The 21,389-nt window shown below is 40.9% G+C and carries 10 protein-coding genes; 7 read left to right on the forward strand and 3 right to left on the reverse strand.

Annotated features, from left to right (window positions below):
- Positions 1-210 precede the first annotated feature (210 nt).
- From EXE29_RS01685 to EXE29_RS01705, 5 genes are all read left to right on the forward strand, one after another.
- Positions 211-4,275, forward strand: a complete 4,065-nt coding sequence (locus EXE29_RS01685) for a beta strand repeat-containing protein (RefSeq protein ID WP_120363848.1) — start codon at positions 211-213, stop codon at positions 4,273-4,275.
- A 118-nt stretch (positions 4,276-4,393) separates the two neighbouring features.
- Positions 4,394-5,578 (forward strand): low temperature requirement protein A, encoded by a 1,185-nt coding sequence (locus tag EXE29_RS01690; RefSeq protein ID WP_120363847.1) that lies wholly within the window; start codon positions 4,394-4,396, stop codon positions 5,576-5,578.
- A 291-nt stretch (positions 5,579-5,869) separates the two neighbouring features.
- Complete coding sequence (locus tag EXE29_RS01695) at positions 5,870-7,150, forward strand: carbohydrate porin (RefSeq protein ID WP_120363846.1); 1,281 nt, start codon at positions 5,870-5,872, stop codon at positions 7,148-7,150.
- A 165-nt stretch (positions 7,151-7,315) separates the two neighbouring features.
- Positions 7,316-9,718, forward strand: a complete 2,403-nt coding sequence (locus EXE29_RS01700; protein ID WP_120363845.1) for a glucose/quinate/shikimate family membrane-bound PQQ-dependent dehydrogenase — start codon at positions 7,316-7,318, stop codon at positions 9,716-9,718.
- Between the two features lie 235 nt (positions 9,719-9,953).
- Positions 9,954-12,062, forward strand: a complete 2,109-nt coding sequence (locus EXE29_RS01705) for a TonB-dependent receptor family protein (protein ID WP_120363844.1) — start codon at positions 9,954-9,956, stop codon at positions 12,060-12,062.
- 47 nt (positions 12,063-12,109) lie between these two features.
- Here EXE29_RS01705 and EXE29_RS01710 read toward each other — a convergent pair whose 3' ends face one another.
- The 3 genes from EXE29_RS01710 to EXE29_RS01720 all read right to left on the reverse strand — a co-directional run bounded on the left by EXE29_RS01710 (position 12,110) and on the right by EXE29_RS01720 (position 18,354).
- Positions 12,110-13,180, reverse strand: coding sequence for a hypothetical protein (locus tag EXE29_RS01710; protein ID WP_106985475.1), 1,071 nt, complete (start codon positions 13,178-13,180; stop codon positions 12,110-12,112).
- A gap of 94 nt (positions 13,181-13,274) precedes the next feature.
- Positions 13,275-14,564, reverse strand: a complete 1,290-nt coding sequence (locus tag EXE29_RS01715; RefSeq protein ID WP_120363843.1) for a ribonucleotide-diphosphate reductase subunit beta — start codon at positions 14,562-14,564, stop codon at positions 13,275-13,277.
- A gap of 958 nt (positions 14,565-15,522) precedes the next feature.
- Positions 15,523-18,354, reverse strand: a complete 2,832-nt coding sequence (locus tag EXE29_RS01720; RefSeq protein ID WP_120363842.1) for a ribonucleoside-diphosphate reductase subunit alpha — start codon at positions 18,352-18,354, stop codon at positions 15,523-15,525.
- Positions 18,355-18,954: 600 nt separating this feature from the next.
- Here EXE29_RS01720 and bfmR point away from each other — a divergent pair.
- Positions 18,955-19,671 (forward strand): response regulator transcription factor BfmR, encoded by a 717-nt coding sequence (bfmR, locus tag EXE29_RS01725; RefSeq protein ID WP_106985478.1) that lies wholly within the window; start codon positions 18,955-18,957, stop codon positions 19,669-19,671.
- 40 nt (positions 19,672-19,711) lie between these two features.
- Positions 19,712-21,370: a sensor histidine kinase BfmS gene (gene bfmS / locus EXE29_RS01730; RefSeq protein ID WP_117006412.1), complete on the forward strand. Its 1,659-nt coding sequence runs from the start codon at positions 19,712-19,714 to the stop codon at positions 21,368-21,370.
- Positions 21,371-21,389: the final 19 nt, after the last annotated feature.

Raw genomic sequence — 21,389 nt, forward strand, 5'->3', positions numbered from 1 at the left:
CAAATAGAAAGTTGACCATGAGATGCCTGTGTATCGCTTGAACTGAGGATCAGAAAGCTTGTTTGAATCGATGTATTTCATCCGCAGATTATGCACGAATGCTAAGAAATCCGGAGTGCAAATATTAACCAAAAAGAAGATCGTTTTTTGATTTATGAAAGAGATCTTTTGAAGAGCGGTGAAATAATTACAGTTGATAATTTTTTTACAATGCCAGTGAATTCAAATTATTTCGTATTTGAGCATGATAATAAATTATATTGGGCTGAGTTTACGGATGCTCAAGGCAATGTTTTTACCGATCTTATCCGTTATCATCCATTAGATTCGAGCTTGGTTGGAGCAACAGGTGGTGGAGGTGTTTTTGCTGGAATATGGCCTTGGGCTTTAGGGGCTGTAGCTATTGGAGGTGGTGTTGCAATTGCCAGTAATAACTCAAACTCAAAAGATTCAGTACCTACAACCAGTGATACGACAGCACCTGATAAACCTCAAATTACTGCTTTCGACGGTAAGGTGCTACAAGGCAAAACTGAGCCAAATGCTGTTGTTAATGTGAAGGATACTACGGGAAATTTGCTCGGTTCTGCAATTGCAGATAGTAATGGTAATGTCACTATCAATTTTCAGCCACCTTTGACTGAAGGTAAAATTGTAGATGTCACTGCTGTAGATCAGTCTGGTAATATTTCAGATAAAATTCAAACATCTGTGCCAGATAGCACAAGTCCGCAGATGACCAGTGCCGTGGTAAATGCTGCAGGCGATATTATTTTAGGTTTTAACGAAGCACTAGATCCAAATGCCAATATAAATCCAGCAAAATTTATTGTTGTTGTGGATGGAAAAGTTGTTTTACCTGCCGAATATTCAGTAAGCATCAATGGTCAGCAAATAGAAATAAAATTAGATAATAAAATTTATGCAGGTCAGGATGTTCAAGTTATTTATACAGATACAAACCCCAATGTGAATGACAGCACTGGCGTCATCCAAGACATCGCAGGCAATGATGCCAATGGCTTTAGCACCAACAACTTAATTGGTGGTCTGGTCAACGGCTCGACCCAAACCCCGCCAGCGACACCAGACACCACAGCACCGTACTTAAGCAGTGCAAGCGTTGCGACGGATGGTAAGAGCATCAGCCTAAGCTTCAGTGAAACATTAGACTCTGGGGTAAAACCAGCAGGGGCACAATTCAATGTCTTGGTGAATGGCCAATTACAGACCATTAGCGATACAGATGCCAGCATCAACGGCAACACCGTGACTCTCATACTGCCACAAACCATCTACAGCACCGATGTGGTGAACGTGGTCTATGCAGACAAAACACCAATCCTGAATGACAGCACTGGCGTCATCCAAGACATTGCAGGCAATGATGCCAATGGCTTTAGCACCAACAACTTAATTGGTGGTCTGGTCAACGGCTCGACCCAAACCAAGCTTATTGCTACAGATGATACGCTTATACTTGATATTATTTCTAAAACAACAGTAGCCCATGCAGCACAAACCAGTAGCAATTTAGATGTGATTGGTCTTTTGGATTCAAACTACAACGCTGGCAATAGTGCATCCGTTACCGTTGCAGCAAATAGTGCAGGTACGCTTTCGATCCAAATTAAGCAGACAGCGTTAGTATCTGTTGCCAATGCTTTTAGATTGGATGTTATTGATGCGACAGGTAAGGTGGTTTATTCAGCAGTAACATCGAATTCTTTACTTGGTAACGTCGCTGGCTTGCCTGTTTTAGGTTTACTTGGAAATGATACTTTAGCTGCCACAATTAATGGACTTGAACCGGGTACTTATAATGTTGTGGTACGTAGCGACTCAAGTCAGTTAAATCAATTGGTACAAGGCTTAACGATTGCCGATTTGGGTGCCAATGGTATGGTTTTAGGTGCTGATAATCAGGTATTGATCGTAAATGCTGTTAAAAGCGCACTCGGTGGCGGTGCAATTGCAGATAGTATAGGTGTGCTATTAAATGGCATATTAACACCATTGAATGGCTCGGGTTTGGGTGTTGTTGTTGGTGAAATTACAACATTGCTAAATGCTCAAAGTGGATTGTTAGCACCGTTATTTGTTACAGGTGGGTTATTAACATTAACGGATAAAGTCTTGGATGCTGTATCGCAGGCTTTGTTAAACAATACTTTGACTATACTGCAAGATACGAACATTACTACGCAGTTAACCGAAACTGTATTTGGTAATTTTGATCAAGTGGGTAACGTGATTACAGGTGTTGGCGGTGCTTCAGCAGATACGCCAGCTATAGGCTCTGAGCTTATAAAAGTTACCTTCAATGGCAAAGATTATTTCCCAGATAGTCTTACAAATAAAATTACGGTTTATGGTGTGTATGGCAAGCTCGTTATTGATAAAACAGGGGATTATACCTATATAGTCACTAATGCAAATTCTGTTGGTCAGTCAGATAGTTTTAGCTATACCATCAAAAACGGTACAGATCAGGCCAGTGCAGTCCTTAAAATCAATATTGTTGATCATACAGTGGGACAATTAACTGCTGTACTTGCTCAGGATACGGGATCTCTCGCGACGGATCATATTACTTCAAATGGTAAAATCAATATCGATGGGCTTGAACAAAGGGCTACATGGTATTACAGCAAAGATGGTACGACATGGGTTCAAGGTTCTGGCAAAAGCTTCACTTTGACAGATGGAACTTATAATAATCTGCAAGTTAAACAGGTTGATACAGCTGGAAATAGTTCAGTTACAAACTTACCTGTGATTACGGTTGATACGACAGCACCTAAGCTTGCCATTTTAAGCGCGCAGGATGACACAGGTTCAAGTCAAGGAAGCTTATACAGTGGTGGCTCAACCGATGATACGCAGCCGACTTTATATGGTACTGCTGATCCTGGTGCAAGTATTAGTCTTACATTGCCAGATGGTACGTTAACATCTGTAATAGCTGATGCAATTACAGGAAAGTGGTCTTATACACAACCTACAGCTTTGGCGATAGGCACACATACTTGGTCGGCAACTACGACAGATGTAGCTGGAAATCAATCAACATCTACTTTTGATTTATCAGTAAAAGGTGCTGACCCAGTGATTGCCAATACACTACCTGTGGCGATTATTCAAACAGGTTCTTTACTTGGCTTGGTTGGCGCAGATTTACTTGGTGTTCTGAAATTGGAAGATCGACCATTTGCTGCCTATGATGTAAATAATGATTTGAAACAAGTAGAAATATCTCTTGTTTCAGTAATGACTTTAGCTGGAGGCTGGAAATATTCAACAGTACTTGCAGATCAGTTAGGTCTTCAAGTTGTTCAAACTTATGATGCAGGTGTATTAGGAGCTATCGCTGCAACTTATGGATTAAGAATTTCGGCGTCGGATGGGGGATTGGTTTCTAATGCTGCTATTTTAGAATTCTTAAGCACAGTCCATCAGTCAGCCTTACTTGGATTAAATGTGGCAAGTACATTAATAGTAGATGTGTGGGATGCGACACAATCAGGCATACCTAGTCCTACTTCTACAATACCTACATTTATTGCAAATGCATCCCCAATATTACCGCTCGTACCGATAATTCCGACGCCTCAGTCTCCAACAGGTCAATCCACTACAACCTTAGCCGATGTGAAACTGTTGGGTGCATCGCCGACTTACTTTGATCAAGCCGCTGATTATGATCAGCACGCTAATAGTACAGATGTCCGAATTTATGGATCAACTGGAAATGACACGTTAACAGGCGGTTCAGGTCATGACTTGTTAAGAGGTGGTGACGGCACAGATACATTAAATGGTGGTGCTGGTAATGACACACTCTTTGGGGGAGCAGGCGATGACGAATTGATTGGTGGTACAGGCAAAGATCTTCTGATTGGTGGTGCAGGGAATGATCTGTTAAGTGGTGGCGCTGGTTCAGACACCGTAATCTTTGAATTGCTGAACGCGGCGGATAATGATGGTGGCAATGGCCTGGACACATGGAATGATTTTCATCTTGGCAATGTAAATACTGATACAGAGGCAGATAAAATAGATATTTCTGCGCTACTGGATAGTAATGTGAATGCAGGTAATTTGGATCAGTTTGTGAAGTTGACTTATGACAGTGGCAATAAAACAATGACTGTTTCAGTCGATCGGGATGGTTCGGCAGGAGCACACGCTGCTGTTGATTTATTAATTTTAAACAATCAAAACACAGATTTTTCACTGGAAGATTTACTGAAAAACCAACAAATTTTATTTTAATTCATGAGATAGAAAATCCCGCCTTGCGCGGGATTTTTTTATTTTGTAATTCAACTTGTATGAAAGGAGTGAATTTGAAAAAATTTGTTTAAATAACTTTAAATAAAAAGCGTATTGAATGCCAAATACTCCTCCTACAATTGCACAGTGGTTAAAGCCACTATCAGCACGTGATCCCCACGAAAAGCACCGTGTTGCGACCTCGCTCGAATTACTTTTTGATTTAATTTTTGTGGTTGCCATCGCAACAGCAGGGCAACAGCTACACCATGCAATTGTTGAAAATCATTTAGCTCATGGCTTAATGCTCTATGGCATGGTGTTTTTTGCGCTTTGGTGGGCATGGATGAACTTTAGCTGGTTCGCTTCTGCTTATGACAATGACGATGCTTTTTATCGCATAGTGACTTTTGTACAGATTATTGGTTCATTGGTCATTGCCGCGGGCATTCCTAGCGCATTTCAACAGCAAGACTTCGATGTGATTATTATTGGTTATGCCATTATGCGTTTGGGGCTAGTCACACAGTGGTTTAGGGTGGCCAAGCATGATCCCGAACGGCGTAAAACTGCATTACGTTATGCAAGCGGTATTATTTTAGTGCAATTGGGCTGGTTGTTTTTTCATTTTTCCCCTGTCAATTTTACTGGTTATTTGTTCATTTTACTGGTCATTGCGGAACTGTGTGTGCCTATGTTTGCAGAATCAGCCAGCCGTACGCCATGGCATGCCCATCATATTGCTGAGCGGTATTCGTTACTGACCATTATTGTATTGGGTGAATCTATTGTGGGATGTTCGATTGCCATGACAGATGCATTATCCAATCAGCGCTTTAGTACTGAGCTTATTTTTCTCATGATTGGTGGCTTGGTCATGATGTTTACCATGTGGTGGGCATATTTCGACAGTGAAATCGCGGAGCGATTAAATAGCAGAAAAATGGCCTTTGCATGGGGTTATGGGCATTTCTTTGTGTTCATTAGTATTGCGGCCTTAGGTGCCAGCTTGGCTGCGGCCGTAGATGTGGTTTCACATGAGGCTTTAATTAGCTCAATGCGTGAAAGCTATTTTGTGGCAACTTGTTTGGTTTTATACACCACCAGTTTATATGTATTACATGAGGCACATCATCAGGTAGGTTTTAAAAAGCTGTTGTATCCACTGATTGTCGTGATTGTGCTAGCTATTCCGCAGTTTATTGAGCCTGCTGGCTATGCCATATTTGCCATGGCCGTAGCGTATGCTTTACGCTTGATTTTAGCGAAAAGCTTTATTGCACAGCCGAAGAATCAAGTCTGATTGAGTGAATTTTTCACATCTTCCACAATAAAAAATCCTGTCTCGGCAGGATTTTTTACATAAACAGAATTGAAAGTTTGACTAAGATTTTATTTATCTTTTTGTGTTTATTGGTTTTAATTTTACTATTTATTAATAATCAAATATTTAGTTCTAGATTTTTAAATTATTAAAAATATGTATTTTACAAAAAAATCACCAAAACTAATACTTTTTAAATATTATTTACATTAAAAAAATATAAAGGGAGTACCATAAATATACATAAATTGTGATCTAGGCACTATTTAAATGAACCTCTCTTCATTAAATAAGGCTGTATATGCAACTTTAGTGGTTTTTTTATTTTCTAATTCAGTTGTTTATGCGGCAGATGCATTTAATCCAGAAAGCCAATGGATGTTGGGTGACTGGAATGGACAACGTACCGATCTGCAAAACAAGGGTTATGACTTTAGTTTTGGTTATACCGGTGAAATGGCAACATTGCTTGATGCTAAAAATACATCTAATCATGGCACGGAGTACGCCGACCAATTTGCAATTGGAACACATCTTGATTTAGAAAAAATTGCAGGTTGGAAAGACACCGAAGCACAAATTACCGTGACACAGCGTAATGGGCGCAATCTTTCAAATACTTCTGAAGCTTTAGCAGGGCATTTGAGTTCCGTTCAAGAGGTGTGGGGCCGCGGTCAAACATGGCGCCTAACAGACTTTTGGATTAAGAAACAATTCTTAGATCAGAAATTAGATGTGAAAGTGGGCCGTTTTGGTGAAGGTGAAGATTTCAATAGCTTTGACTGCGATTTCCAAAACCTTGCACTTTGCGGTTCACAAGTCGGTGATTGGGTAGGCGACCAGTGGTACAACTGGCCTGTCAGTCAGTGGGCTGCTCGTGTGAAATACAGTATTCGTCCAGATGTGTTTGCCCAAGTTGGTGTGTATGAATACAACCCTGAAAACTTAGAACGTGGTAAAGGCTGGAATTTAAGTACGGATGGTTCACATGGTGCCATTATTCCTGCAGAAGTGGTTTGGTCACCTAAACTGGGTACAGCCAAACTGCCGGGTGAGTACCGTGTGGGTTACTACTACAGCACAGCAGATGCGAATGTCATCAACAGCCCAGTGAATGAACAAGACCATCATCAAGGTGGCTGGGTGGTTGCTAAGCAACAACTGACTGCACATAAAGATGATGCATCACGTGGTTTAAGCGGTTTTGTTAATCTGACCATGCATGATTCAGACACCAATAATGTCAGCAATATGCAAAATGTCGGTTTGGTCTACAAAGGTGCATTTGATGCCCGTCCGAAGGATGAAATTGCAATTGGTGTAGGCCGAATCAGCATTAATGATGATGTGAATGACGCCAAAATTGCCAATGGCACCGTGGATGCCCGTGGTCTGCAAAGCGAAGAGTATGACGCAGAAATTTATTACGGTTTTCATGCCGCAAACTGGTTAACCATTCGCCCGAATGTCCAATATGTACGCCACGTGGGTGCATATAAAAATGGCGAAAATGCTTGGATTGGCGGTATTAAATTCAATACCTCATTTTAAGTGCGTGTTCTTAGTTGCAAACGTACTATTGATTCATACGGCACTTTGATGCATTCATAATTCATGCATGTTGATGGTATCACTGCATTTGGAACTAAGAATAATAAGGTGCCCGTGGATTCCCCATCCATCGGCTTTCTATAGAATCTTTTAAAGGTGTTCAACATGAATACTTCGACATCAGGTTCAGTGCTTAAAACGATTTTAGCAGTCATTGCTGCAATCTTCGGTTTAGGCCTACTGATTGGAGGGATTTATCTTGCAGTACTGGGTGGGTCTTGGTACTACATCATTGCAGGTATTCTCTTCATCGCAACTGCAGTTCTATTACAAAAGCTAAAAAGTTCTGCACTTATTGTCTATGCCGTACTTGTACTCGGTACTGTGGTGTGGGGGCTTTGGGAGGTTGGTTCAGACTTCTTTGCGCTTGCACCGCGTTTAGATATTTTAGGTGTTTTTGGTTTATTGCTACTTATTCCAGCAGTAACCCGTGGTTTTGATGCATCGAAAACCGCAAAAATGGTGCTGGGCGGTTCATTGCTAATTACGATTTTAGTGATGATCTACTCTATTTTTAATGACCCGCAAGAAATTCATGGTGAGTTAAAAACTCAGCAACCCGCACAGCACGCAGCAATTCCGGGTGTAGCGGATGAAGATTGGCCTGCTTATGGCCGTACACAATCAGGTTTGCGTTATTCTCCTTTAAAACAAATTAACTCAGACAACGTCAAAGATCTGAAAGTGGCTTGGGAATATCACACAGGTGAGTTTAAAACTGAGAATGACTCAGGTGAAACCACGAACCAAGTCACACCAATTAAAGTGGGCGACAACATGTACATCTGTACAACCCACCAAAAATTGACAGCGTTGGACCCTGCTACGGGTAAGGCGAAATGGACTTTTGATCCGAAGTTAGTCGCAGACAATACATTCCAGCATTTAACCTGCCGTGGCGTATCTTATTTTGATGCAAATAATACCGTTGGTTTTGAAGCAAGCTTAGCTGCCAAAAAAACTACATCTGTTGAATGTCCACAAAAAGTGATTCTTCCGGTGAACGATGGCCGACTTGTTGCGGTAAACCCAACTACAGGTAAACCATGTTCTGACTTTGGTCATAATGGTGAAGTTGATCTGCAAAAAGATATGCCATTCCCTTATCCAGGCGGTTATGTGCCAACATCACCTCCAGTGGTCACAGGTACAACCATTATTATTGCTGGTTCAACCACAGATAACTTCTCTACAGAAGAACCATCTGGTGTGATCCGTGGTTATGACGTAAATACGGGTGCGTTACTTTGGGTATTTGATACAGGCGCGGAAGATCCAAACAAAATTCCAGCACCAGGTCAAAAATATGTTCAAAACTCACCAAATGCATGGGCACCTTTAGCATACGATGCAAAACTTGATATTGTGTATGTTCCTACAGGCGTAGGTACTCCAGATATTTGGGGTGGTAACCGTACCAAGTTACATGAGCGTTATGCAAATTCAATGCTTGCCTTGAATGCCACTACAGGTAAATTGATTTGGAATTTCCAAACCACACATCATGATTTGTGGGATATGGATGTACCATCTCAACCATCACTGGCAGATATTAAAGACAAAGATGGCAATATTGTTCCTGCAATCTATGTTTTAACCAAAACTGGTAATGCCTTTGTGCTTGACCGTCGTAACGGGAAAGCGATTGTGCCAATCACAGAAAAGCCTGTTCCTCAAACAGTGAAACGTGGTCCGCAAACCAAAGGTGAGTTCTATTCTAAAACGCAGCCATTCTCTGACTTTGATATGGCACCTAAAGACAAACTGACTGACAAACAAATGTGGGGTGCCACGATGTTTGACCAATTGGTGTGCCGTGTTGCGTTTCATAAATTGAATTACGATGGCATTTATACACCGCCATCTGAAAATGGCACTTTGGTCTTCCCAGGTAACTTGGGTGTGTTCGAATGGGGTGGTATGTCGGTTAACCCTGATCGTCAAATCGCTGTAATGAACCCTATTGGATTGCCATTTGTCACCAAGTTGATCCCTCAAGATCCGAACCGTAAACAAACTGCAAAAGGTGCGGGTACAGAAGCAGGTGTTCAGCCAATGTATGGCGTGCCATACGGTGTTGAAATCAGTGCGTTCTTATCGCCATTTGGTTTGCCATGTAAACAGCCTTCTTGGGGCTTTGTGGCGGGTGTAGATTTGAATACACATGAAACAGTTTGGAAACGCCGCATTGGTACCATTCGTGACAGTATGCCGGGTATTCCATTGCCACCATTTAAAATGGGTGTGCCAATGTTGGGTGGTTCAATCTCAACTGCAGGTAATGTCATGTTTGTAGGTGGTACACAAGATAACTATATCCGTGCCATTAACGTGACTAATGGTGATGAGCTTTGGAAAGGTCGTCTTCCTGCGGGTGGTCAAGCAACGCCAATGACTTATGAAATCAACGGCAAGCAATACGTTGTGATTATGGCAGGCGGTCATGGATCATTTGGTACCAAAATGGGTGACTCACTGGTTGCCTATGCACTGCCTGATCAAAAATAAGTAAGCCGATGACTCATATAAAAAAAGCCTGATTCGTCAGGCTTTTTTTATCCAGATTTCTAGAGAGCATCGAAAGTGATTGACGCATAAAAGTAGTGTTGATTTGTTGCTTAAAAAACCAATAAGCTGAATGTCACTTTAAAATGTTCAGAAAATACAGATTTCAAAAAAAACAGATGATGTACTCATGTTGCACCATTTTTATTGAGTGACTTAAATATAAGGTTTGTCATTTATGTATGATCAGCAGAATTTCCCTTTTTTTAAAACAACGTTATCTTTATTGATCGCATGTATTGGGCAGAGTGTTTATGCAGTAGATGACACAACAAAAGTTCAAACATTAGATACCATTGTCATAGAAGCCACACGCACAGATCATGATGTTATGGCAACGCCTGCATCTGCGTATTACATCCAGCAGGAGCCACAAAAAGGCATGAACGTTAACCTGTCCGAAGCCTTAAAAGGTGTGCCGGGTTTACAGCTGAATAACCGTGAAAACTATGCACAAGATTTGCAAATTTCCATGCGGGGTTTTGGCGCTCGTTCAAGTTTTGGTGTACGTGGAGTGCGTTTATATGTTGATGGCATTCCTGCGACCATGCCAGATGGACAAGGCCAAACGTCGAATATTGATTTAAATAGCCTTGATCATATTGAGGTTTTGGGTGGCGGACTGTCTTCACTATATGGCAACTCATCAGGCGGCACAATTCTAACCACAAGCCGTGAAGGGCAAGGGCAGGACTCCATTACGTTGGGTTACTCAGGCGGTAGCGAAAATAAAGGTCAGGCCAGTGTTGTACTGCAAGGCGGTGCAAAAAATGCCAACGAACCGAGCTATATCTTTAGTTCATCTTATTTTGATACCGATGGCTTTCGAGATCATAGCGCAGCCAATAAAGTTTTAAGCAATGCCAAACTGACTTGGAACTTGGATGATGGTTCTAAAATTAATTGGATTAATAATTACGTTAAAATTGATGCAGATGATCCGGGTGGTTTAACACGAGATCAATGGAAAGAGAATCCAAAGCAAGTGGCGGGCAATGTGTCCCTTTATAATGCCCGAAAAGAAATTGAGCAGCTGCAAACGGGTTTAACCTGGAATAAACCGATTAATGATCAGCAAGAAATTTATGCCATGGCCTATGCGGGTCAGCGTTCTGTAACGCAATATCAATCGATTCCGCAAACAGCGCAGGGCGGTGCCAATCATGCAGGCGGTGTGATTGATTTTGATCGTAATTTTTATGGTACAGATCTGCGCTGGACAGGCAAAGAACTTTTGCCTAATTTAAAACTGATTGCGGGTGTTGCAATAGATGCCATGACGGAAGAACGCCGTGGTTATGAAAACTTTGCTGGAAGTGTATTGGGTGTAAAAGGCGATTTACGGCGCAATGAAGACAATAGCTTATGGAATATTGACCCTTATGCCCAAGCTTCTTATGCCTTAACTGATGCCGTAAATGTAGATGCAGGTTTGCGTTATAGTAATGTGCATTTTAAAACCGAGGATCATTTTTTAAGTAATGGTGATAACTCAGGTAAAACGGATTATCAAAAACTGTTGCCCTCACTGGCTTTGAGCTGGCAGATTGCTCCTGAACTGATGGCTTATGCGAGCTATGCGCAAGGTTTTGAAACGCCTACATTTACTGAAATGGCTTATCCAGCAGTCACAACAAACACGCCTTTTAGTTTAAAAGCGGCCGAAAGTGAAACCTATGAGCTGGGTTTAAAGTCGGATAATGCACTGGGGAAATTTACCGCTGCTGCGTTTTATACCCTGACTCAAGATGACATTGTGCCTCTTAAAAATGAAGGCGGTAAGGCAACCTTTCGTAATGCCGACCAAACTTTAAGACAAGGCATTGAATTGTCATGGCAAAAAGATGTATGGCGTGATTTGACCGCACAAGCCAGCTATAGCTATATAGATGCAACTTTTGATAAAGACACGGTAGATATTGCAGGGATTAGCCCAATTCCAAACGGCAACAATATTCCGGGGATTGCCAAAAATCAGGCGTTTTTAGCTTTAGGGTGGAAACCTGAAACTGGTTTACACGCAGGTGTTGATGTGCGTTATAGCGATAAAGTTTATGTAGATGATATTAACTCGGATACAGCACCGAGTTATGTGGTTGCTGTTGCAAATATTGGCTACAAATGGACAGTGAATGACTGGGCATTTAATACCTTTGCCCGTGTCGATAATTTATTTGATAAAGATTATTCGGGTTCTGTGATTGTGAATGAAAGTAATAAGCGCTTTTTTGAGCCAGCAGAAGGGCGAAATTGGAGTGCGGGCTTGAGTGTGACGAAGAGTTTTTAATAGAAATATCATTGTTGCAGCTTTTATTTTTATTTATGTTGAAAAGATCATTCGATGGCTAACTGCGGAGAGTCATCGATATTCGATTCAGGGGGGTTACGAAAATAATCAATCTGTAAAAGCATTGGCCCTAAATAAAGAGGTAACAGTATTAAGAATAGATAAATAAAAATGGTATTTTTCTGCTCTTGATAGGTATTGATCATCGCACTTTTTGGGATAGATAGATCAGTACTGCTAAGTGATAGCAAAAGTACATGGTGAGTCGTATATTGATTTATATTTTTTGCATAACCAATGCGGACAGGTTTTTCTGAAAGTGAACTGAGACGATCACAGGAGTCGTAAGTATCTATGAAATCGCAGTAAATCGTGAAAATATCCCCTTGTGCAGTATGTAGTTCGGTATCTGTCCACGACCTGCGACTTTTACCTGAACCGACGGATTTATATTCATTATGGATGATCCCTTCAACAAAGTTTTCCCGAATAGATAAGAGTTCTTGGCTTTGAAACTTTAGTGTTTCTGGGTATTTATGTAATTCATAGAGTGTTAATTGAAAGAATAATAATGTAAAAACAAAACTATGCCAGATCAATCCAGTATGGGTTAATTTATTATCTTGTATAAAGATGATCATAAAAATGATTGCAATGATAAGTAGATAACAAATGTGAAATTTTAAGCCTAGAAAACGATCTGAATTACACACCCACAATGCAATACAGGAGTAATACATACTACAACTATAAAAGATGAGTTTTTGGCGTTTATTGAGAACTTGAATACGTTTAATTTTGTCTTTTAAAGAAGTTTCCTTTTTGTCACATTTTTCTGTACTAGAACTTTCAACTTCTATCAGTTTGTTATGGTCTTGGTCGATTTGTTGTACATACGAGACTAGCTGATTTTTATCAGAAGAAAGGGCTGTAACTTTTTTACTATCTGCTTGATAGTAGAAATAGACCGAAGCATTTTTATATAAAGTTGTGTCTTCAATTAAAATGGTGTCAGCATCAAAAATATAATGCTGTTTTTCAGATTGAATGATGCCTGAACGATTATTTCCAGAATAATAGTGAATAATGCCTTGCTGAATCAGCGGAGCTTCTGTCATATTTTATTTTAAGTTTTTGATTTTAATGAATTCTAACATTATTTATTGAAATAAAAAATCCCGCCATTAGGACGGGATTTTTTGAATCTTTCGATTACCAGCTTAACGCACCACCAGTTTGGTAGTCAGTTACGCGAGTTTCAAAGAAGTTCTTCTCTTTACGCAAGTCCATCATTTCTGACATCCACTGGAATGGGTTATTCACACCAGCAAATTGCTCAGGTAAACCAAGCTGACTTAAACGACGGTTACAGATGAATTTCAAATATTCTTCCATCATGCCAGCGTTCATACCCAATACACCACGTGGCATCGTGTCACGCGCATATTCGATTTCAAGCATTGTACCTTCAAGAATCATTTGAACAACTTCTTCTTGGAATTCAGCAGTCCAAAGGTGCGGGTTCTCAATCTTGATTTGGTTAATCATGTCGATACCAAAGTTCAAGTGCATAGATTCATCACGTAAGATGTATTGGAATTGCTCAGCAACACCGTTCATCTTGTTACGACGGCCCATAGACAAAATTTGACTGAAACCACAGTAGAAGAAGATACCTTCAAGTACACAGTAGAATGCGATCAAATTGCGAAGCAAGATTTGGTCAGTTTCAGCTGTACCTGTTTGGAAAGTAGGATCACTTAACTGTTGAGTATATTTTAAGCCCCACGCAGCTTTACGTGCTACAGATGGAACTTCGCGGTACATGTTGAAGACTTCGCCTTCATCCATACCCAAAGATTCGATACAGTATTGGTAAGCATGAGTGTGAATCGCTTCTTCAAACGATTGACGTAAAATGTACTGACGGCATTCAGGGTTGGTAATGTGACGGTAAATCGCTAATACCAAGTTGTTTGCAACCAATGAGTCAGCAGTCGAGAAGAAACCAAGTGAACGCATTACAATCGTACGCTCATCTTCAGTTAAGCCATTTTCAGACTTCCATAACGCGATGTCCGCAGTCATGTTAACTTCTTGAGGCATCCAGTGGTTTGCACAACCGTCTAGGTATTTTTGCCAAGCCCATTCGTATTTGAACGGCACAAGTTGGTTCAAGTCAGCACGACAGTTAATCATCGCTTTGTCGTCAACTTGAACACGTTGCGCACCCATTTCCAACTCTTCTAAGCCTGGTGCTACATCTAAATTACTTAGGGCAGCAGATGCTCTTTCCAACGAATTGGTTGAATGTGCTGTTGCTCCTCGGGCTGGATTGGTTCCAGCGGGTTGTGTAGCTGCCAAATTCGTCTGTGGTTGCTGTGCATGAGATACCACTTGCGAATCAGCCGCTTTTTGCGGTTCGACGGGCGCAGGCTGCTGTGCTGGTGCAGCTTGTTTCGGTTCATCATCTTCGAAATCGTCCCAACTTAGGATAGACATATCAATTCTCACAAATTATACGCTTCACTTATTTACAAAACATGGATGAATGTCTTAAAAACAAACAAACATTTTGTAAAGTTAGGCGATTTAGTTATTTAATAAATTTGGGAGGTATTGTAGTTTTTATTGGCTAAATTTGATAGATGAGTCGGATGCTAAATTAACCATTGAAGTTATAATTGTCATATAATTTTTTGATTTTTATAGCATTAGTTGTTGTTTATGTTTTATTGAAAAAATCAATAAAAATCATTGACTTATATTTTTAATCCACGTCGAAAATCCCCGATAGAATCGAGGTCTTTAAGAAAAACTAGTCGGTGTTGGTATGATCGAATTCACGCGGTGACTAGGAAATAAATAAGTTTTAAGTCTAGATAAACACGCAGTATTATTTATGTTGATTACGCGATTTATGGGCTTTGAACCAGAAATAAGCAATTGGAACGTAAAAGGTCAAAATAAAGGAAACTACCAAAGCAATTAGCCCTATTTGATAGTTATGAGTCATGTGCATCATGGTTCCCCCTTTACAGTTAAAGTTGAGAGGCTAAAGAGCCTCTCTAGTCATCTCAATTACTTGGGTTGACTACGATAGTGTGCACATACATTTTCGAATCGATTAAATCGACGTCGAATATATGAGCGAACATGTACACTTTTGATATGTCCCATGGCTCGTTCCTTTACAAATCAAAATGACTTGTACTGGCTCGAATAATAATTCAATGGTAGAATTATCACCGCATTGATATATGCCAGCCTCTTCGTGACCATTTTGGTATCACTTCGAGATTGTAAGCCTTCTAGTTAGTTTTGACGGACGCTAGAGGGCTTTTTTATTGCTTAAATTTTGAATCCCCCTAAATCCCCCTTTTGCAAAGGGGGACTTGCATCCCGCCATTTGCTTCAATGAATCTCTCTCCTTTGAAAAAGGAGGGTCGGGGAGGATTATTTACTGACAAGCCTCACAATCAGGGTTGTCAATTGAACATGCTTGTGGCACTGGCGCTGCATTTGCAAAGCCGTCTTCCTCTGCAGGAACTTCTGGTTTTGCTTCAGGAGCTGCAACCGCGGCTACAGGCGCTGCAACAGTAGCAGGTTTAACTGCGTTTAATGCGCCCGTATTAATGGTTGATTTCTCAGCAGAAGTCGCACCCAATGCACGTAGGTAATAAGTTGTCTTAAGACCACGTAACCACGCCATTTTGTATGTCATGTCCAGTTTCTTACCATTTGCACCAGCGATGTAAAGGTTAAGAGACTGTGCTTGATCGATCCATTTTTGACGGCGTGATGCAGCATCCACAATCCAACGTGGCTCAACTTCGAACGCAGTCGCGAAGATCGCTTTAAGCTCTTCAGGAATACGCGAAATCTTTTGAACAGAACCTTCAAAGTGTTTCAGGTCGTTCACCATCACAGAATCCCAAAGACCACGGTCTTTCAACGCACGTACTAGGTACGGGTTGATTACAGTGAATTCACCAGAAAGGTTAGATTTCACATATAAGTTTTGGAATGTTGGTTCGATTGATTGAGATACGCCACAAATATTCGAAATGGTTGCAGTTGGTGCAATTGCCATCACGTTTGAGTTGCGCATACCGTCTTTTTGAACTTTAGTACGTAAAGTATCCCAGTCCAAACGTGTTGTACGGTCAACTTCAAACATGCGCTCAGGGCGTGCTTTTGCAACAAGGTCAAGCGAGTCAATTGGTAAAATACCTTGATCCCACAATGAACCTTTAAATGTTTCGTAAGTACCACGTTCAACAGCTAAGTCGCTAGATGTTGCAATTGCGTAGTAAGAAATAACTTCCATTGATTCGTCAGCAAACTCAACCGCAGCTTCTGAACCATAAGCCAATTTCATTTCGTAAAGTGCATCTTGGAAGCCCATGATGCCCATACCAACTGGACGGTGTTTCAAGTTCGAGTTACGCGCTTGAGGAACAGCGTAGTAGTTGATGTCAATTACGTTGTCTAACATACGAACCGCAGTTTTCACTGTGCGCGCAAGTTTTTCACGGTCTAACACACCACCTTGAACGTGTTGTACAAGGTTAATCGAACCTAAGTTACATACTGCAATTTCATCTTTGCTTGTATTCAGCGTAATTTCTGTACACAAGTTAGAAGAGTGAACTACACCCACGTGTTGTTGTGGTGAACGTAGGTTACATACGTCTTTGAATGTGATCCAAGGGTGGCCAGTTTCAAACAACATAGAGAGCATTTTGCGCCACAAATCTTTTGCACGGATTTTCTTGTGCAACATATTTGTTTCTTTCGCAATGCCTTCATAGTAAGCATAACGCTCAGCGAATTCAGCACCTGTTAAGTCATGCAGATCAGGCGTTTCAGAAGGCGTGAATAGTGTCCATTCAGCATCTTCAAATACACGTTGCATGAATAAGTCAGGAACCCAGTTCGCTGTGTTCATGTCATGCGTACGACGGCGGTCATCACCTGTGTTCTTACGAAGTTCTAGGAATTCTTCGATATCCAAGTGCCAAGTTTCAAGGTATGCACATACTGCACCTTTACGTTTACCACCTTGGTTTACCGCTACAGCAGTATCGTTGGCAACTTTAAGGAACGGTACAACACCTTGTGACTTACCATTCGTACCTTTAATGTATGAGTTAAGCGCACGAACTGGTGTCCAGTCGTTACCTAAACCGCCTGCCCATTTAGACAACATTGCGTTATCACGCATTGCGCCATAAATATCAAACAAGTCATCATCAATGGTTGTTAAGTAGCAGCTAGATAACTGTGGACGAAGCGTACCTGAGTTAAATAGGGTGGGTGTAGAAGCCATGTAGTCGAAGCTAGACAATAGGTCATAGAATTCGATCGCACGTTCTTCACGGTTTGCTTCATTGAGTGATAGACCCATAGAAACACGCATGAAGAACAATTGCGGTAATTCAAAACGTACGCCATCTGAGTGGATGAAGTAACGGTCAAATAAAGTTTGTAGACCTAAATATGTAAATTGGTTTGAGCGTTCAGGTTTGATTGCAGTAGCCAATTTTGCAAGGTCAAAATTAAGAAGTTCTGGAGAAAGTAAATCAAGCTCGATACCTTTCTTTAAGAAAGTCTCAAGTGCATCACCTTCAGCGGTTTCTACATCTAAACCTAAAAACTCTAAGCCAGTTGCTACAAGCTCGTTACGGAGTAAACGCGCAGTCACGTATGTATAATTTGGTTCTTGTTCAATACGTGTACGTGTTGCCATCATCATTGTTGTAGAGATGTCTGACTCTTTTACGCCGTTGTAGAGGTTTTTAACGGTTTCTTCAACAATCGCTTGAACGTCAATGCCTTCTAAGCCTTCAGCTGCTTTTACAACATTGGCTTCTAAAGCGCTCAAATCTAGAGGTTGAAGCTGGCCATTCGCACCTGTGATTTGTAGTGTAGGGTGATGGTGTGCACCTGTCGCTTTACGCGCTTCTGCACGTTGATCACGGTAAATAACGTATGCACGAGCAACTTTTTGCTCGCCTGTACGCATTAGTGCAAGTTCAACTTGGTCTTGGATTTCTTCAATGTGGATTGTGCCACCAGAAGGCAAACGGCGATTGAACGTATTTAATACCATCTCGGTAAGTTGAGAAATACGGTCGTGGATACGGCTAGAGTCAGTACTTTGTTGACCCTCAACAGCCAAGAACGCTTTCCCAATTGCTACAGAAATTTTTTCTGCATCAAAAGTAGCCACGTCTCCGGTGCGTTTAATCACCTGAATTTGGCCTGGGGTTGAAGTAATTACGCTCATGTCAGCATAGCTCCATTATCATCTATTGTTATGTTCATGGCCGTTTGAACTGGGCAAAAAATGTGCCACAGTGTTTGAGGAATAAACACAAGACTTAGTGGTTTAAAAGTGAATTGGACACAAGATACGGGAAAAAATTGGCTAGATCAATATTGACATTTATCTAAATGTTTTGGTCAGTTTTGGCTTGACGCAATCGCAAAAAAATCCATTTTTTTTATGATTCTTGTATATGCCTTATTAGACAAGGCACTAGCATAACAAAGCTAGGATTAAGTGCTTATAGATAACCTTGTGGATAAGTGAAAATGCACAAAAACTTATTTGAACACAGAGTCACCAGATGTATAAAAATGTTGCAAGCCGATATTCATTTCATCGCTTAATTTTTAAATAAAAGGCAGGAATTTGTGGGTGTATAAAGAAAAAAGATAAGGAATTCAAAGTCTCCATAAGTTTTAATTAAAAGTTGCATTGATGTATCAGTTTGGTGAACGCCCCCTTGTTTACAATGTAAACGTGTGTATATTGCAAATTATATTTAGCCGTATCTATTGGATTTCAAAAGGATACCTAAGCACTACTATAAAGGGGCTTCACATGAGTCAAGAAGAAAAGTTACCAAAAATTTTAATTGTTGAAGATGACGAGCGTCTTGCACGTTTAACGCAAGAATATTTAATCCGTAATGGATTAGAGGTTGGGGTAGAGCCAGACGGTAATCGTGCGATTCGTCGTATCATTGCTGAACAACCAGATCTTGTTGTGCTTGATGTAATGCTTCCAGGCGCTGATGGTTTAACCATTTGTCGCGAAGTGCGTCCGCATTATCATCAACCTATTTTAATGTTGACTGCACGTACTGAAGATATGGACCAAGTATTGGGTCTAGAAATGGGTGCAGATGACTATGTAGCAAAACCTGTGCAACCACGCGTATTGCTTGCACGTATTCGCGCATTGTTACGTCGCACAGACAAAGCACCAGAAGAAGAAGTAGCGCAGCGCATTGAATTTGATGATCTCGTAATTGATAACGGTGGTCGTTCAGTCACTTTAAACAATGAACTTGTTGATTTTACTAGTGCGGAATATGACCTTTTATGGTTGTTGGCATCGAATGCTGGGCGTATCCTGTCGCGTGAAGATATTTTTGAACGCCTACGTGGTATTGAATACGATGGCCAAGACCGTTCAATCGACGTACGTATTTCTCGTATTCGTCCAAAAATTGGTGATGATCCAGAAAATCCAAAACGAATTAAAACAGTTCGTAGTAAGGGTTATCTTTTTGTTAAAGAAACCAACGGCATTTAAGCGATGCCGTTTCACCAGTTTGAGCTGTAGGACACCCTAATTGTTAAAACATAGTATTTTTTTGCGCATATACACAGGTTTAGTCATACTTGTGGTGCTGGTAGCGCTGTTCAGTTATTTACTGGTACAGATTATTAACTATCAGCGTGCGCAAGAATATCGCGAGACTTTAACCGATGGTATGGCGTATATCATCAGTGAAGGGGTGGCACGTCAGAACAATCCACAACAAAAAATGGATTGGATTTCAGATGCATCAGCTTTGCTGGAATTACCTATTTACTATGTGAAAGCTGAAAAAGTTGATTTAACACGTGCAGAAGCCAAGCGTTTAGAAAAGCGTAAAGCCGTGGTGCGTTGGGATGCTCAGACGAATGTTGCTTATATTATTATGGGCTTGCAGGAAGATCCTGAGCACTTGTTATATATTAAGGCAGATAAAATTACAGAACGGCAAATGAAGGCATTGCCGGTATTTGTATTGGATTATTTGGTTTACTATCCTGGACAAGAAAAGAAATATCTAGAAAAGATTCAACATTATTTTACTTATCCAATTGAAATTCAAAATGTGCAAGATTTGCCTCTAGATTCAGAGCAAATAGGACGCCTACGTTTAGATCACAGTATTATTTTATATCGCGACAGTGCTTCTGTACGTGGTACAACCATCTCTATCGTTTCTCCTATTCCAAGTTCAACGTCTGAAGTCTTGGTTATGGGGCCTGTACCGTTATTTAATTGGATGCCTTTTCAATTGGCAGCAGGCATTACTTTATTAAGCTTATTTGTCTTAAGTCTTGGTGTGTATGGCTTGCTGGTGCCGATGCAGCGCAAACTACGTGCGGTTAATTTTGCCTTAAATAAAATGAAAACAGGCGATATGACGGTTCGTTTACCTGTAGATAGTGCGGACGAAATGGGTTCCTTGGCATCCAGTTATAACAATATGTCTGATCATATTGAACGTCTCATAGAGGCGCAGCGTGAATTAATGCGAGCGGTATCGCATGAGCTTCGTACCCCAGTTGCACGTATTCGTTTTGCCATGGAAATGTTGGCCGACGAAGATGACTATGAGTACCGTTTACAACAGGTAGAAATGATTGATAAAGATATTGAGGCACTCAATACCTTAATTGATGAGATCATGACTTATGCAAAACTAGAGCAGGGCATGCCTTCTTTAGAATTTGAAAAAGTTTCATTGTTTGAGCTCTTGGATCAGGTGGTTATAGAAACTGAAGCTTTAAAAACAGGCAAAACCCTTGAGCTACAAGCACCACCTTTGCATATAGAAGTTGATGCAGAGCGACGCTATTTGCATCGCGTAGTACAAAACTTGATGGGCAATGCTGTGCGCTATTGCGATAATCGCGTGGTAGTTAGTGGTGGTTTAGATGAATTTGGCAATGCCTATGTCTGTGTAGAAGATGATGGTCCGGGTATTCCTGAAGAAGAGCGTACTCGTATTTTTGAAGCGTTTGCCCGCTTGGATGATAGTCGTACTCGTGCTTCAGGTGGCTATGGTTTAGGGCTTTCAATTGTGAGTCGTATTGCTTACTGGTTTGGTGGACAAGTGGTGATCGATGAAAGTCCGCGTTTGGGTGGGGCACGCTTTACCATGACATGGCCTGCAAATCGCTTTAAACGGACAAAGTCTGTTGAGCGCAATGAGTCAGACAATACAGATTCATAGTAAATATAATATTAAAACC

Origin of the sequence: Acinetobacter sp. WCHAc060006, assembly GCF_004209135.1 — a bacterium.
Taxonomy (GTDB): Bacteria; Pseudomonadota; Gammaproteobacteria; order Pseudomonadales; family Moraxellaceae; genus Acinetobacter; species Acinetobacter cumulans.